Source organism: Natronorubrum halophilum, from assembly GCF_003670115.1.
Lineage (GTDB): Archaea > Halobacteriota > Halobacteria > Halobacteriales > Natrialbaceae > Natronorubrum > Natronorubrum halophilum.
In genome coordinates this window covers 248,533-261,366 of sequence record NZ_QQTY01000005.1, presented here as the reverse complement: position 1 = coordinate 261,366, position 12,834 = coordinate 248,533, and the positions used below count along the sequence as shown (strand labels likewise).

Below are 12,834 nucleotides of genomic sequence, written 5' to 3'. Positions count from 1 at the left end.
CACCGGTCTACGGAGGGGAAGGATCTGTTCCCTCCTCGAGAGTTGCAGCGACCGCATCGCTGTGTCACGTGAATAAATAAGAACGGAACCATCGATCGGCGAACGCTGGACGCGTCAGTCCTTCCCGCCGCCGAACATTTCGCGCATCATCGGATGCATTTCCATCATCTGCTCCTCGGCGATCTCCTCGTACAGCTTGTACGTAATGGAGACGGCGAGCAGCAAGCCGGTTCCGGTCACGCCGCCGATGGTCCCGAGCATGTTCGCCCAGACGGCGAGCAGCCCGACCAGCGCGCCACCGATGACGGTCACTTGCGGGATGTACCGCTCCATGACTTTCTCGATAACGCCGACGTTCTGTCGGAATCCGGGAATCTGCATCCCGGAGTTTTGGATCTGTCTTGCCGTGGATTTTGGACCCATGTCGGTGGTCTCGACCCAGAAGACGGCGAAGACCGCGCCACCGACGACCATGAACGTCAGGTCGATCGATATCCGGATGAGCACCTGCCACATATCCTGGGTGACGGTTCCCGTCCACCACATCCAATCTTCGGGTCTGTAGATCGGGGACACGTAGTAGAAGAATCCGCCGGTCGCCTGACCCTCTCCGCCGTAGGTCCCGAGCCAGCCGGGCATTCCGGCCCACTGGCTGTTGAGGATCTGCCCGATGAACTGGATGTTGGCCTGCAGTGCTCGAACGAGGATCATCGGCAGGACGCTCGCGTAGATGAGCTTCACCGGGAAGCGACCGCGGGCACCCTTGACGCGGGCGTGGCTGAGCGGAATTTCGATCCGCACGGACTCCGCGTAGACGACGATGGCGAAGATCAACAGCGTCGTCAGCAAGGCGATGACGTGTCCTTCCTGGAGGAACAGCGTGTACAACCCGTCGCCGGAGACGAGCGAGCCGACCTCGACCCGCCCCGTGAGGATTCGGTACCAGTCGTAGAAGAACCCTTCAGATCTGGGCTGAACGAACCCGGCGACGAGTCGCTGGCTCACGCTGGCGATGATGAACAGGCCGATCCCGCTGCCGATCCCCCACTTGCTGACGACCTCGTCCATGTACAGGATGAGGATCCCGCCAACGAACACCTGGACGAACATCAGCGTCTGGACTTGCGTGTAGCCGAACTCGAATCCGCCGAGAGTGAGTGACTGCTGAGCTGGCAGGAAGCCGCCGGCGAACACCATCGGGAGCGCGGTCAGCACCGTCATGATGACGACGAGCAGCTTCTGCAGCCCCTGGTAGAGCACCTGGTCTCGCGGGTCGTCCGTGTCGAGGCCGAGCAGGTTTGCGCCGCCAAGTAGCTGCAAGACGATGCTTGCGGTGACGATCGGTCCGATGCCGACTTGCAGGAGCGATCCCTGCTCACCGGCGACAATCGAGCGGAATTGGCCGAAGATGTCGGTTGCTCCTTCGGCACTGCCGAGCAGCGTGATGTTCGTCAGGAAGAAGTACAGCACGAGGATGCCGGCAGTCCACAGTAGCTTGCGCTTGAAGGGGACGTGTCCCTCCGGACGGCGCACCTCGGGCATCCGCGTCAAGACCGGTTCAGCGGCTTCCTTCCATCCCATGTATTACTCCTGTTCAGATTCGTCGTCGGCTTCTTCGTCCTCGGCGGCGTCTTCGGCAGCCGCCTGCCCTCGCTCCGAGAGCACTGCCTCGCCGCCGGCATCCTCGAGTTTCTCCTGTGCAGCTTCGGAGAAGGCGTCCGCCGTTACCTCGAGTTGGTTGCGGACCTGTCCCGAGCCGAGGACCTTGACGATGTCGACCTCGTGGCCGTCCTCGACGATATCGCGAGCGTCGAGTGCGTAGCCGTCGTCGGTCTCTTCGGCGAGATCATCGGCGGCGTAGAGGATCGCGTCCTCGTCTAGCTTCTGGACGTCGATCTCTGCGACATCTTTGCGGATGTCGTGTGGCCGCTTGAAGCCGTGTTTCCCCTTCGGTTCGTAGTTGTGGAACTCGTGTTTGCTCCGCCCGGCACGACCGCGACCGCCACGGTGGCCCGCACCACGCCGATTCTTGTGGGTGCCGCCGCTGTGGGTACGCGATCCGCGCTGGCGTCGTTTTTTACTCGTCATTGTTATCGCATCGATTCTAGGAGGTCATCAATCTCCTCAGTTGTATGTTTTCCGAGTTGTCCGCCCTCGACGGTCGGCTTCTTGATGCCGTCGTGGCCACCTCGTGGTGGGTGGAGTCGCAGCGTTGGCGACAGTCCCTCGTCACGAAGCGTGGTCTCTTCGTCGAGCAGCGCCTCGGCGAGCGCACCGAAGTCGTCGTAGTCGGTGTTCTCGGCGAGCCACTCCTCGTCGACGTCGGATTGGCTCCCCTCGAGGGGCTCCGCTCGCTTCGCGAGCAGCGTCTCGAGGACGTCTGCGCTCGGCTCACCGACGGAAACGTAGTCGTTGACCTTCGTGATCATCCCGCCGTAGGTGTCGGTTTCGGGGACGAGCGCACAGTGGTTGACGCTGTGGATGTTGAGCATCTCCAGCGTGTCCTGGACGTCCTGCTGGCGGTTCACTTCACCGCGAACCTGAACGATCGCTTTCATTGGTCAGCCACCTCGGCTTCCTCTCGGTTGGGACGGCGCTGTGGGTGACGCGACTGCGAGGCGTTCTCGAGCGCGTTGTACGTCGCTTTCGCGAGGTTCACGGTCGTTCGAGTGTTGCCGTGGCTCTTGGTCCAGGCGTTTTCGATGCCGGCCAGTTCGAGGACGTGACGGACGGTGTCGCTCGCGGCCAGACCCAGCCCTTCGGGGGCGGGGATGACTTCGACCTCGACGGAGCCGGCTTTGCCGGTCGTCTTCCGGGTCAGCGAGTGGGGCCGATCCGAACGGTCCTCCCACGAACCGGAGCCGCGGGGAACCTGGATGATGTTCAGTTTCGCGATACCGATCGCCTTCTGGATGGCGGATCCGACCTGGTCGTCCCGGCCTTCCGCGTAGCCGACGTAGCCGTCGCGGTTACCGACCGCAACGACGCATCGGAACTTCACGCGGCGTCCGGAGTCGGTCATCCGCTGGACCATGTTGATGTCCAGCACTTCGTCGTCGAGCCCCGGAAGGAGCTGATCGACGATCTCGGGCTCCTTCAGCGGGAGTCCCGATTTGAGGGCGGTCTCCATATCGTCGATGTCGCCCTCTTGGACCTTCCGACCGAGACGGGTGACGGGTTCCCATCCGCTGTCGTTGTAGTTGCTCATTCGAGAATCGCCTCTCGTACCTCGTCGAAGTGTTCTGGGAGGTCTGTTGCGTCGAACTCCCCGCTATACAGCGGCTCGTCCAGCTGTTCGGCGTACTCGGCGATGTGTTCGCCGCGCGTACGCGACCAGTCTGCGAGCACGCTGTCGTTGTGGGGGATCTCGAGGCCGGCGTCGATCGCGCCCTCCTGAACCGCGAACACCTTGTTGCCGGGTGTCGCCGTGTTGAGTCCGATATCGAGGACCGCTTCCTCGAGACCGGCATCGACGGCTCGTTTGCCGGCCAGCAGGCCGGTCAGGTAGGCTGCGGAGATGTTCCCCGTTGGAGCTTCCCAGCCGTACTCTTCGAGATCGTTCGAGTGTGCGTTTGCGAGCGTCTCGTCTCCCTGAGGTCCCGGCGTGATCAGCTGCGCCGTAGTATGCTTGTTGCTCTTGCGAGCAACGAGGCGGGGCTTGCCCGATTTTAGCAGGCGCAACCTCTGATGGTAGTCCGTTCGGACCTCACGGCGACGCCGCATCGGTACCTTATATCGTGGTCCTGTCGCCATTATTGCTCACCGTAGTTTTCGTCAATGTAGTTCAACAGGTATTGGACGCTGCGGAACTCGCCACCGCCAGCCTTCTTGTAAAGCTCGCGGTACTGTGTGGGCGTCAGCTCGCCCTTGTCGCGGAGTTCACGCATCTTCCGTCGCTGTGCACGAATCTTGCTCTGCCATTCTTCTTTCTCGTTCTGGCGTGCGCCTTTCTTGCCGCGGCGCTTGCCGGGGCCGTTCTGGTGACCGTAGGCGCGTTTCGCGTTGCGCTCACGGGCACGGCCGCGGGAGTTGCCGTTGGCGTCTTCGGCCTGAATGCGACCCTCGTCGACGAGATCGCGGATCTCGTCGCGCGTGATCGCTTCGGCGATGTCTCCCTGCGCGTCGGGGTCGAACCAGACGCGGTTCTGCCCGACGTCCAGAACGTCGGCTGCGAGTCGCTTTTGTGCGGAGAGATCAGTCATCGGAGTCCACCTCGACTTCTTCGTAGGTTGGGTTCAGGACGCGAACGCCCTCCGACTCGGCGAGTTCCTCGATCCGCTCGCGCTTGCGGGCACCGACTGCGGAGGCGATTCGAACCGCCTCGCTGTCGCCATCGACGCCCTCGAGGTCGTCCGTGTTCTCGACGTAGACCTCTTCGAAGCCGCTGGGGTGTTTCCCGCGGACTTCTTTCGGGGTGCGGAAGCCGGCTGCGACCTTCTGTCCCTTGCCCTTGACACCGCGGCGCTGCTTCGAGAGCTGGCCGCGTGGACGGCGCCAGGATTCGGGCGTCCGCTTTTTCTTGTGGTAGTCCTGTCGGTTGAACTGCGGTTTGCCCTCGCTTCGACGACGGTTGAGAAGTCGCGCTTCCTCGTCGGAGAGGTCGGGCGTCTTCTCGGTCAGTCCGCGGGGCTGCAGTTCGGTTTCGACGTCTTCCTCGGGCTCTTCGTCAGCGCCTTCGTCTTCGATCTCGGCGTCGGTCTCTTCGGAGACCTCGAGATCGCCGACGTCGGCTTTGATACGGGCCGCGAGTGCGTTCCCGATGCCATCGGCTTCGGCCAGTTCGTCCTGGTCGGCCTCTTTGACGTCCTCGATAGACTCGAATCCGGCTTCGTGCAGGGCTTCTGCCTTGCTCGCGCCGACTCCGCTGATGTCCTCGAGTTCCTGTGGTTCGTCCGAGGCGTCCTGCGATTGTTCTTCGTCGTCTGCCATCTATCAGGCACCTCCTTTGGCGGGTTTTTCGGTGATGTAAACCCCGTCCTGGAAGACGCGGGTGTCCTTGCCGCTGACTCGGGTCAGCTGCTCGATGTCTGCCGCCGTCTGCCCGACGTTCTCCTTGTTCGGGCCGGAGAGGACGAGCCGTTCGTCGTCGACGGAGACCTCAGTTTCACCGTGGATAGTCGTACGTCGCGGTGCCTTTTCGCCGAGGAAGTTCTCGATGACGACGTCGTCGCCCTCCACGCGGACCTGCATCGGGAAGTGAGAGTAGAAGACTTCCATCTTGTACTCCCAGCCCGCGGTCACGCCGTGGAACGCGTTCCGGATGTGGCTCTCGAAGGTTCCGACGGTCGCGTTCGTTTTCGCGTCCTCGGCTTCGCTTTCGATTACCACGGTGTCGTCTTCGACCTCGACGGTCACGTCGGGGTACCAGAGTCGTCGTGAGACGGTGCCTTCCGGTCCATCGACCTGCACGTCGAGATGATCGACCTCGACTGATACGGTTTCGGGAATTTCCAGTTCGACTCGCATGGTTAGTAGACGTATGCGATAACCTGGCCCCCGATACCCTGCTCACGAGCCTCGTAGTGGCTCATGATGCCGCTGCTCGTCGTGACGACGAGCGCACCGAAGTCTCGAGCGGGGAGATAGCGCTTCTCCCACTTCTCGAAGTCTTCGGCACCTGCGGCGTAGCGGGGCTTGACGGGACCACACTGGTTGATCGCTCCTTTCAATTCGACCTCAAACTGACCGGCTTTACCGTCGTCGACGTACTCGAAGCCGTCGATGTACCCGCGGTCGTAGAAGACCTCGAGCACGCTGCCGATCTCGTTCGAGGCGGGTGTTACCTCGTGGCTGAGATGCCCCACGCTCTCGGCGTTGTCGAGTCCCGAGAGCGCGTTGCTGAGTGGATCGTTTCCGGTCATGTTATCGATACTTCCTGAATCCCATGTCACGAGCGATCTCGCGGAAGCACTGTCGACAGAGATTGATGTCGTACTTGCCGACGAGTCCTTGCTTGCGGCCACAGCGCTGGCAGGCCGCTTCCTGGCCCGTCCGCTTTGCTGCGTGCTCGCCCGTCTGCTCGTTTTCTACGTCTGTTTCACTTTCACTCATCGCTGTCCTCCACGCTCACGTCGAAGTTGGCCTCGAGGTACGCAATCGCGTCCTCGGGAGTGAGTCGGTGGCTCGACGGGATCGACCGGTTGGCCTTGTCTCGCTTGGCCACGCGGTAGCCCGGACGCACCAGGTTGACGGTGACGTCCATGCCGTAGATCCCGACGTTCGGGTCGTACTCCTGGCTCGGGAACGCCGTGTGTTCCTCGATGCCGAAGCTGAAATTGCCAGTGTTGTCGAACTGGCTCGCAGAGAGGTTCGCGAGCGGCAGTGCCGTCTCGAGGAACGCGGCGGCGTCCTCGCCGCGAAGGGTGACCTTCGCGCCGATCGGATCGCCCTGACGAATGCCGAAGTCGGGTTCGGTCCGCTTGGCCTGCGTACGGACGCTCTCCTGACTCGTGACCTTCTCGATGATGTCCTCGGCCTTCCCGAGTTCGCGGCCACCGCGGCCGACGCCCATGTGGACGACGACTTTCTCGACGCGTGGCTTACGCATCTCGTGGAACTCGCCGGCCTCAGCTTCGCTCATTCGTCATCACCTTCGTCGCCTGTGAAGTTCTCGTCGATGACGACAACGTACTCCTGAATGGTTTCGAACCCGTCGTCGTCGTCCATCGAGACGCCGATGGTGTTCGGGCCGCTGCCAGGGGTGATGTCGATCGCGTCGATCTCACCGATCTTGCCGCCGTGGTTGCCACGGACGGCCGTTACGAGTGCGCCCTCTTCGAACGGGAAGTGGGCGACGATCGACTTGTCCTCGTTGTCGACGACGACCGAGTCGTTCGTGTTGTAGTCGCTTGCATCCTCGAGGAGGACGTTCGTACCGTCGTGCAGCGTCATCTGCGTGTCCCCACCGGAGGTCTGCTGTTTGCCAGCGATCTTTCCGAGGCGGCTTCCGGCGGCCTCCTCGTCGATCTCGGTCAGCGCGAGCCGACCGCCTTCGTCGGGGAAGACGCGGTAGTACTCCGCTCGGCCGGGGAAGCCGACGATGTCGAACATGCCGATCGGGCGCTGTTCGTCGTTGATCGGCTCCCCGTTGATGAGGATCGCATCCTCGGAAAGAGCGTATCGCGCTTCCTTCTTCGAGTCCACGTAGCCGAGTACGTCCCGCAACAAGACGACGAGCGGAACGCCCTCCTTCCCGTGTGGTCCAGCGCCGGCTTTGACCGTGAAGGTCTCCGTCTTGCGCTCGACCGGCCAGGACTTCGGTACTGACAGTCGTTTCTGGTGTTTCGTCATTCGCTATCACCTTCGAGGCGTGCTTCGCGACGCTCGTCCTCCAGATCGAGGTCCGTGATACGGACGTTCGAGGGGGCAAGCGGCCGCGGCACCTCTTCGCCGTCTGCCGTCTCGACCGTCACGTCCTCGACGTGGATGGTCCCGTCCTCGAGGATCGCACGGAGGACCTCGCTTTCTTCGCCGGCGTGGTCGCCGCGCATAACCTCGACCGTGTCGCCCGCGTTGACGCGGGTTCGACGGGTGCCGTACTCCTCCCGGAGTTCATCGGACAGCGTCGCGTGAAGCTGCTTCTGTCGCTTGTGCAGCGGTGCACGCGCAGTTTCGTTTCGCTGTTTGGTTGGTTGTTTACTCATGGTCTATACGATCATGGTTGCGGTACTCGCGATCGCTCCGAAGCGTTCCGCGACTTCGCGGGCGATCGGGCCCTTGATCTCCGTTCCGCGGGGCTCTTCGTTCTCGTCGATGATGACCGCCGCGTTGTCCTCGAACTTCAGTCGCGTCCCGTCCGGTCGGCGAACCGACTGACGCTGGCGGACGACGACGGCCTCGAGGACCTGACGGCGCATCTCGGGCGTACCCTTGGTGACCGAGACGGTCACTTTGTCACCGAGTCCCGCCTTCGGCTGGCGGTTCTTGGTGCCGTGGTAGCCCGCAACGCTGATGACTTTGAGCTCGCGTGCGCCGGTGTTGTCGGCACACGTGACCAGCGACCCTTTCTTGAGTCCCTGGGTGACGTCGGCTTTCATCGCCTCCATCACTCATCACCCTCGCTGGCGATATCTTCGGCCGAAAGCTGTGGGTCCGGTTCGGCCTCGCCGGTCAGCGCTGCGATGTCCTCTGCAGTCGCTTCTTCGGTTACTTCGACGACCACGTGCGATTTCGTCTTCGACAGTGGTCGGGTCTCTGCGATCTTGACCGTGTCACCGACCGAGAGTGGCTCGAGCACGCCCGGCACGTGTGCCGGGATGCGCGAGCGACGTTTCATGAGGCGGTCGTATTTCGGAACCGCGACATCGTACTCTCGCTCGACGACTACGGTCTTGTCCATGTCCGTCGAGACGACCTGCCCTTCGAGGATCTGTCCTCGAACGGGAAGCTCGCCGTAGAACGGACACGTCTCGTAGTCGTATTCCTCCGGGTTTTCCGGTTCCGGAGGGGTTTCAACGTCTAGTCCTATTGCCATGGTGAATCACCACTAGTTTCCGTGCGTCGGGCGGGTCGTGAGAGCAACCGCGATCCATCGACCGTAACGTAGGCCACATTCTCGCCAGCGGCGTGGCGGGGGTCCCGCGAGGGATCATCGCCACGACAGTCGGCGGCATCGCCGCCGGCTCGGTCCGACTCGCCCGGGGTATCGGACGAGTCGGGTTGGGTATCGGCCAGTTTGGATGTGGTCCCCGACTCCTTCGCGAAGTCGGCGGCTTCATCTGTGATCGCGAACTCGAACGTCGAGCCCGACTTTGGCACCATGACGACCCGAGACTCGCCGTTCTCTCGAACCTCTATCGAAAGGGTGTTAGTCGTCTCGATGACGACTCGCCCCTCGAGGTCAACTCGCGAGGAGTCGTCGCTCTCGACGACTCGTACGGGAAGCCCGTTGAGTTCGTGTCGCGGCAGCGTTTCGGGTGTCAGTGCCATTGGTAGTCTTATTCGTCGTCTCAGGCGGATTCTCCGCCTTCGTTTCGAGACGTCTCGCCCTCGAGGTCGCCTTCCTTACGGACTGCGCTCATTCGAGATCGCCTTCCTCACCCTGGATCGTCTTGACCCGGGCGATAGTGCGACTCAGTTCGCCGATGCGGCCCGGGTTCTCCGGGGCACCACCGGCGGCGAGGACGGACTTCTGGTTCAGCAGTTCCGTCTCGAGTTCCTCGAGCTCTTCCGCCCGTTCGGCGGGCGTCATGTCGCGGATCTCTTCGACGTGGAGGATCGCCATCAGGCGTCACCTCCCTCGTCTGCGTCGGAGTCCGCTTCGGCTTTTTCGTCCGCGTCGGCCGCAGCTTCCTCGTCCATCTCCGCGACGAGTTCTTCGGCTTCGGCCTCGACGTCCTCCTCGAGTTCGTCGAGGTCCTCCTCGATCGGGGACTCGTCGGGAACGTCGACGTCTTCGTCCTCCTCGGACTCGACTTCCGCTTCGATGACCTCCTCGACGACGTCTTCGTCGAGGTCGGCCTCGGGTTCGACGGCGTCCTCGGCCGGAGCCTCTGCGCCGGATTCGGTCGCCTCTGCGTCCTCGGGTTCGCCCTCGAGGAGTTCCTCGACGCCTTCGGCCGCGTTGGCTTCGACGGCGTCGGGAACGACCTCTTCGGGGTCCATATCTTCGTGGACGCCGAAGTCGTCGGGCAACTCGGCACCCGGCGGGATGATCTTGACGTTAACCCCGATGGTTCCGAGCTTCATGACCGCAACGCCCTGTCCGTGGTCGACGACGTCCTCGGCGGGTTCGCCGTTGTGCTTGATGTAGCCACGGTTGAACTTCTCGACGCGCGATCGTGCGCCCGTGACCTTCCCGGAGAGGACGATCTCGGCACCGAGCGCGCCCGCGTCCATGATCCGGTCGATCGTCGTGTGACCGGCCTTCCGGAAGTACCAGCCACGCTCGAGCGCGTTGGCCAGTCGGTCCGCGACGATTCGCGCGTTGAGGTCGGGTTCGTCGACCTCCTGAACGTCGATCTGTGGGTCCTCGAGGTTGAACTTCTCCTCGAGAGCCGTCGTGACCTTCCGGATGTTCTCGCCGCCTTTGCCGATGACCATCCCGGGCTTCTCTGCCTTGAGGACGATCTGGGTTCCCATCGGCGTCTTGGCGACGTCCATGCCACCGTAGCCCGCGCGGCCGAGCTCTTCCTGGAAGAACTCGTCGATCTGTGACCGCTGGAGGCCGTTTTCGATGAACTGGTGTTCGTCAGCCATTAGTTATCTTCCTCGTCGTCCTCGGTGTCGGGTTCCTCGACTACGATCTCGACGTCGACCTGTGGCGTGTTCCAGGCCGAGGCACGCCCCATCGCGCGGGGCTTGCGACCGACCGATTCGCCGACCTTGTGGGCGGCGACGTGGACGATCTCCATCGATTGTCCGTCGAAGCCCTGGTGGTCGGCGTTCGCCTCGACGTTCTCGAGCAGTTCGAGGAACGCGTTCGAGACCTTCTCCGGGTACTTCCCGGCGTCCCAGCCGTCGATGTCGGAGCGGTGGCCCGCGCCGGCGTTGTGTGACTTGAACGGGACCGACTGCTTCTTGTCGATCACGTCTTGCAGGTAGTCCTGGGCGTTTTCGACGGTTCGGCCCTTGAGTTCGCGTGCGACTTCCTTGCTGTGCTTGTTGCTCATGTGACGCTCCCGGAGCATCGCTTTTGCAGTGGCGTCCGGATCGGCGTCGACTGAGTAGTTGATTCCCATACGATGATCACTTCAGTGGGACGAACTTGGAGGAACGAGTCGCACCGATCCCTGCCTGCCCGTGTTCGACGGACGTTCGGGTCAGCCGGAACTCGCCGAGATAGTGTCCGATCATCTCGGGTTCGACGCGGACGCGCTCGAACGACTGTCCGTTGTAGACCTCGAAGGTCAGTCCAACGAACTCCGGCAGGATCGGCATATCCCGCAGGTGCGTTCGGATCGGCGCGTTCGCCGTCTCTTCCTCGTCCTTCTCGCGGGCCTCCTCGAGTAGCTTTTGCTTCTCGACGGAGAGACCGCGTTTGATACTTCGCCGCTTCCGAGCGGGTAGCAGTTCTGCAACATCCTCAAGCTCCAGATCCTGCAGTTCCTCGACCGTGTGGCCGCGGTAGGTAAACTCACCTTCACGGCCGGTTCTGTACTCCTGGCTCATTTGTTTCCACCTCGGCCGGTCCGGCGCGAGGAGATGTCACCGACCTTCCGTCCCGGCGGGGCATCCCGCGAGACGGACTTCGGTTTGCCGGGGTGTTGTCGGCCGCCGCCACCGAACGGGTGGTCGACGGCGTTCATCGCAACACCGCGGACTCGAGGCCACTTCGTGCCCCGTGCTTTCATCTTGTGGTACTTGTTCCCTGCCTTGACGAACGGCTTCTCCGTTCGACCGCCACCGGCGACGACGCCGATGGTGGCTCGACACTGTGGGTCGAGGCGCTTGACCTCGCCACTTGGCAGCTGAAGGACCGCCGCGTTGCGGTCGTGGGTGATCAGGTCCGCGTTGACGCCGGAGGAACGGGCGAACTTACCGCCGTCGCCCGGGTTCGCTTCGACGTTACAGACCGGAACCCCTTCGGGGATCTCCGCGAGCGGCATCGTGTTACCCGGCTTGATCTCCGCCGAGACGCCGACCTGAATCTCCTCGCCGACGGCGACGCCTTCGGGAGCCAGCACGAGTCGCTGATCGCCATCTTCGAACTCGATGGCGGCGATCGGTGCCGAACGGGCCGGGTCGTGTTCGATATCCACGATCGTGCCGCGGACGACGTCGTCGTCCTCCTCTTTCTTGTGGTCGAGTTTCGCCTTGTAGCGATGGGACGGGGCGCGGAACGTCGACGTGCCGCGACCGCGTCGTTGTCCTTGAATGCGACGTCCCATTCTCAGAACACCCCGATTCGTGAGGCGACTTCCTGGGCGTCGTTGTCCTCGGACAGCTTGACGATTGCTTTCTTTTTGCCCTTCATCGTTACTTGCGTGTTGATGTTGTCGACCGAGATGTCGAAGCGCGCTTCGACTTCGTCGCGAATCTCGGGTTTGGCGGCGTCCGGGTTGACGATGAACTGGAGCTTGTTCTCGAAGTCCATGTCGTTCATCGCCTTCTCCGTCACGAGGGGGTGTTCGATGACCGAACTCATCGGTCAGCCACCTCCTCGAGCGCGCTTTCGGTCCAGACGGTCAGTCGCCCCGGCTGTGCACCGGGGGCGAGATCCTCCGCATTGACCTCGGTGGCCGTCGTGACGTCCGCCCCGGCGAGATTACGGGCCGCTCGTGACGGGCCGTTCTCGCTCGAGGTGACGAAGAGGATCGAGGTGGGCGTCTTGTACTTCCGGCCGCGGGCTTTCCCCTGACCAGAGCGGACGCTCCGACCCTCGTCGGCGCGTTCGATGTCGTCCGCGAGGCCGGCGGCCTCGAGGAAGTCGACGACCTCCGCCGTCTTCTGGAGGTCCTCGAACTCGTCGGAGACGACGACTGGAATCTCGGTATCCTCGTCGAACTGGTGACCGCGCTCGGCGACCAGTTCGGCGTCGGTCGTCGCTGCGATCGCACTGCGGACGGCCAGTTTCTTTGCTTTCGTGTTGATCGATTCGGACTGGTCCTTCTCGGCTTTCGGCGGGTGGGCCTTGCGTCCCTTGACAGCCTGCGGGACGCGTCGTGCGCGTCCGTCCTGTCGTGGCACGTGGGCCATACCGCGGCCGCTACCGAACGATTCCGCAGGCGTGCGCATGCCCGCGAACTCGTCGGCGCCGTAGTCCTGTTTCCGGTTTGCCTGAGCGACGCGAACGGCACGACCGATCAGGTCCGGTCGGTAGGTGGTCTCGAAGACCGCCGGGAGCGTAACCGAGCCCGCGTCGTCGCCGTCCAGGTCGCGTACTGTTGCTTCCAT

The 12,834-nt window shown here is 62.9% G+C and carries 23 protein-coding genes; all 23 read right to left on the bottom strand.

The genetic code is table 11. From position 1 onward, the window contains the following. Nucleotides 1–114: 114 nt before the first annotated feature. A complete protein-coding gene (gene secY / locus DWB23_RS20200; protein ID WP_121744587.1) occupies nucleotides 115–1,581 on the bottom strand; it encodes a preprotein translocase subunit SecY in 1,467 nt (488 codons plus the stop codon). A gap of 3 nt (nucleotides 1,582–1,584) precedes the next feature. Continuing rightward, nucleotides 1,585–2,088, bottom strand: coding sequence for an uL15m family ribosomal protein (locus tag DWB23_RS20195; protein WP_121744586.1), 504 nt, complete (start codon nucleotides 2,086–2,088; stop codon nucleotides 1,585–1,587). A gap of 2 nt (nucleotides 2,089–2,090) precedes the next feature. Next, nucleotides 2,091–2,558, bottom strand: a complete 468-nt coding sequence (gene rpmD / locus DWB23_RS20190; RefSeq protein WP_121744585.1) for a 50S ribosomal protein L30 — start codon at nucleotides 2,556–2,558, stop codon at nucleotides 2,091–2,093. Continuing rightward, nucleotides 2,555–3,208 carry a 30S ribosomal protein S5 gene (locus DWB23_RS20185; RefSeq protein ID WP_121744584.1) on the bottom strand — a complete coding sequence of 218 codons (654 nt, stop codon included), beginning with the start codon at nucleotides 3,206–3,208 and terminating at the stop codon, nucleotides 2,555–2,557. The genes rpmD and DWB23_RS20185 overlap by 4 nt, the downstream gene beginning before the upstream one ends. Then, entirely contained in the window at nucleotides 3,205–3,753 is a 549-nt protein-coding gene (locus DWB23_RS20180) for a 50S ribosomal protein L18 (protein WP_121744583.1), read from the bottom strand. Before DWB23_RS20180 ends, DWB23_RS20185 begins: the two co-directional genes overlap by 4 nt. Further along, nucleotides 3,753–4,202 (bottom strand): 50S ribosomal protein L19e, encoded by a 450-nt coding sequence (locus tag DWB23_RS20175; protein ID WP_121744582.1) that lies wholly within the window; start codon nucleotides 4,200–4,202, stop codon nucleotides 3,753–3,755. The genes DWB23_RS20180 and DWB23_RS20175 overlap by 1 nt, the downstream gene beginning before the upstream one ends. Next, on the bottom strand, nucleotides 4,195–4,929 hold the full coding sequence (locus DWB23_RS20170; protein WP_121744581.1) for a 50S ribosomal protein L32e: 735 nt from the start codon (nucleotides 4,927–4,929) through the stop codon (nucleotides 4,195–4,197). The genes DWB23_RS20175 and DWB23_RS20170 overlap by 8 nt, the downstream gene beginning before the upstream one ends. 3 nt (nucleotides 4,930–4,932) lie before the next feature. Next, nucleotides 4,933–5,466, bottom strand: a complete 534-nt coding sequence (locus DWB23_RS20165; RefSeq protein ID WP_121744580.1) for a 50S ribosomal protein L6 — start codon at nucleotides 5,464–5,466, stop codon at nucleotides 4,933–4,935. A 2-nt stretch (nucleotides 5,467–5,468) separates the two neighbouring features. Beyond that, complete coding sequence (locus tag DWB23_RS20160; RefSeq protein WP_121744579.1) at nucleotides 5,469–5,861, bottom strand: 30S ribosomal protein S8; 393 nt, start codon at nucleotides 5,859–5,861, stop codon at nucleotides 5,469–5,471. Between the two features lies 1 nt (nucleotide 5,862). Continuing rightward, entirely contained in the window at nucleotides 5,863–6,051 is a 189-nt protein-coding gene (locus DWB23_RS20155) for a 30S ribosomal protein S14 (protein ID WP_121744578.1), read from the bottom strand. Beyond that, nucleotides 6,044–6,580 carry a 50S ribosomal protein L5 gene (locus tag DWB23_RS20150; protein ID WP_121744577.1) on the bottom strand — a complete coding sequence of 179 codons (537 nt, stop codon included), beginning with the start codon at nucleotides 6,578–6,580 and terminating at the stop codon, nucleotides 6,044–6,046. Before DWB23_RS20150 ends, DWB23_RS20155 begins: the two co-directional genes overlap by 8 nt. Then, a complete protein-coding gene (locus tag DWB23_RS20145) occupies nucleotides 6,577–7,290 on the bottom strand; it encodes a 30S ribosomal protein S4e (RefSeq protein WP_121744576.1) in 714 nt (237 codons plus the stop codon). Before DWB23_RS20145 ends, DWB23_RS20150 begins: the two co-directional genes overlap by 4 nt. Beyond that, on the bottom strand, nucleotides 7,287–7,643 hold the full coding sequence (gene rplX / locus DWB23_RS20140; protein ID WP_121744575.1) for a 50S ribosomal protein L24: 357 nt from the start codon (nucleotides 7,641–7,643) through the stop codon (nucleotides 7,287–7,289). Before rplX ends, DWB23_RS20145 begins: the two co-directional genes overlap by 4 nt. A gap of 3 nt (nucleotides 7,644–7,646) precedes the next feature. Then, entirely contained in the window at nucleotides 7,647–8,045 is a 399-nt protein-coding gene (locus DWB23_RS20135) for a 50S ribosomal protein L14 (RefSeq protein ID WP_121744574.1), read from the bottom strand. Then, entirely contained in the window at nucleotides 8,045–8,473 is a 429-nt protein-coding gene (locus DWB23_RS20130) for a 30S ribosomal protein S17 (protein WP_121744573.1), read from the bottom strand. Before DWB23_RS20130 ends, DWB23_RS20135 begins: the two co-directional genes overlap by 1 nt. Continuing rightward, the gene (locus DWB23_RS20125) at nucleotides 8,464–8,928 is read right to left on the bottom strand and encodes a ribonuclease P protein component 1 (protein ID WP_121744572.1); all 465 of its coding nucleotides are present in this window, start codon (nucleotides 8,926–8,928) and stop codon (nucleotides 8,464–8,466) included. Before DWB23_RS20125 ends, DWB23_RS20130 begins: the two co-directional genes overlap by 10 nt. A gap of 88 nt (nucleotides 8,929–9,016) precedes the next feature. Beyond that, nucleotides 9,017–9,223: a 50S ribosomal protein L29 gene (gene rpmC, locus DWB23_RS20120; RefSeq protein ID WP_121744571.1), complete on the bottom strand. Its 207-nt coding sequence runs from the start codon at nucleotides 9,221–9,223 to the stop codon at nucleotides 9,017–9,019. Continuing rightward, entirely contained in the window at nucleotides 9,223–10,197 is a 975-nt protein-coding gene (locus tag DWB23_RS20115; RefSeq protein WP_121744570.1) for a 30S ribosomal protein S3, read from the bottom strand. The genes rpmC and DWB23_RS20115 overlap by 1 nt, the downstream gene beginning before the upstream one ends. After that, nucleotides 10,197–10,679: a 50S ribosomal protein L22 gene (locus DWB23_RS20110; RefSeq protein ID WP_121744569.1), complete on the bottom strand. Its 483-nt coding sequence runs from the start codon at nucleotides 10,677–10,679 to the stop codon at nucleotides 10,197–10,199. The genes DWB23_RS20115 and DWB23_RS20110 overlap by 1 nt, the downstream gene beginning before the upstream one ends. A gap of 7 nt (nucleotides 10,680–10,686) precedes the next feature. Further along, entirely contained in the window at nucleotides 10,687–11,109 is a 423-nt protein-coding gene (locus DWB23_RS20105) for a 30S ribosomal protein S19 (protein WP_121744568.1), read from the bottom strand. Next, nucleotides 11,106–11,834, bottom strand: coding sequence for a 50S ribosomal protein L2 (locus DWB23_RS20100; RefSeq protein WP_238709351.1), 729 nt, complete (start codon nucleotides 11,832–11,834; stop codon nucleotides 11,106–11,108). The genes DWB23_RS20105 and DWB23_RS20100 overlap by 4 nt, the downstream gene beginning before the upstream one ends. Next, nucleotides 11,831–12,085 (bottom strand): 50S ribosomal protein L23, encoded by a 255-nt coding sequence (locus DWB23_RS20095; RefSeq protein WP_121744566.1) that lies wholly within the window; start codon nucleotides 12,083–12,085, stop codon nucleotides 11,831–11,833. The genes DWB23_RS20100 and DWB23_RS20095 overlap by 4 nt, the downstream gene beginning before the upstream one ends. Beyond that, a complete protein-coding gene (gene rpl4p / locus DWB23_RS20090) occupies nucleotides 12,082–12,834 on the bottom strand; it encodes a 50S ribosomal protein L4 (protein WP_121744565.1) in 753 nt (250 codons plus the stop codon). Before rpl4p ends, DWB23_RS20095 begins: the two co-directional genes overlap by 4 nt.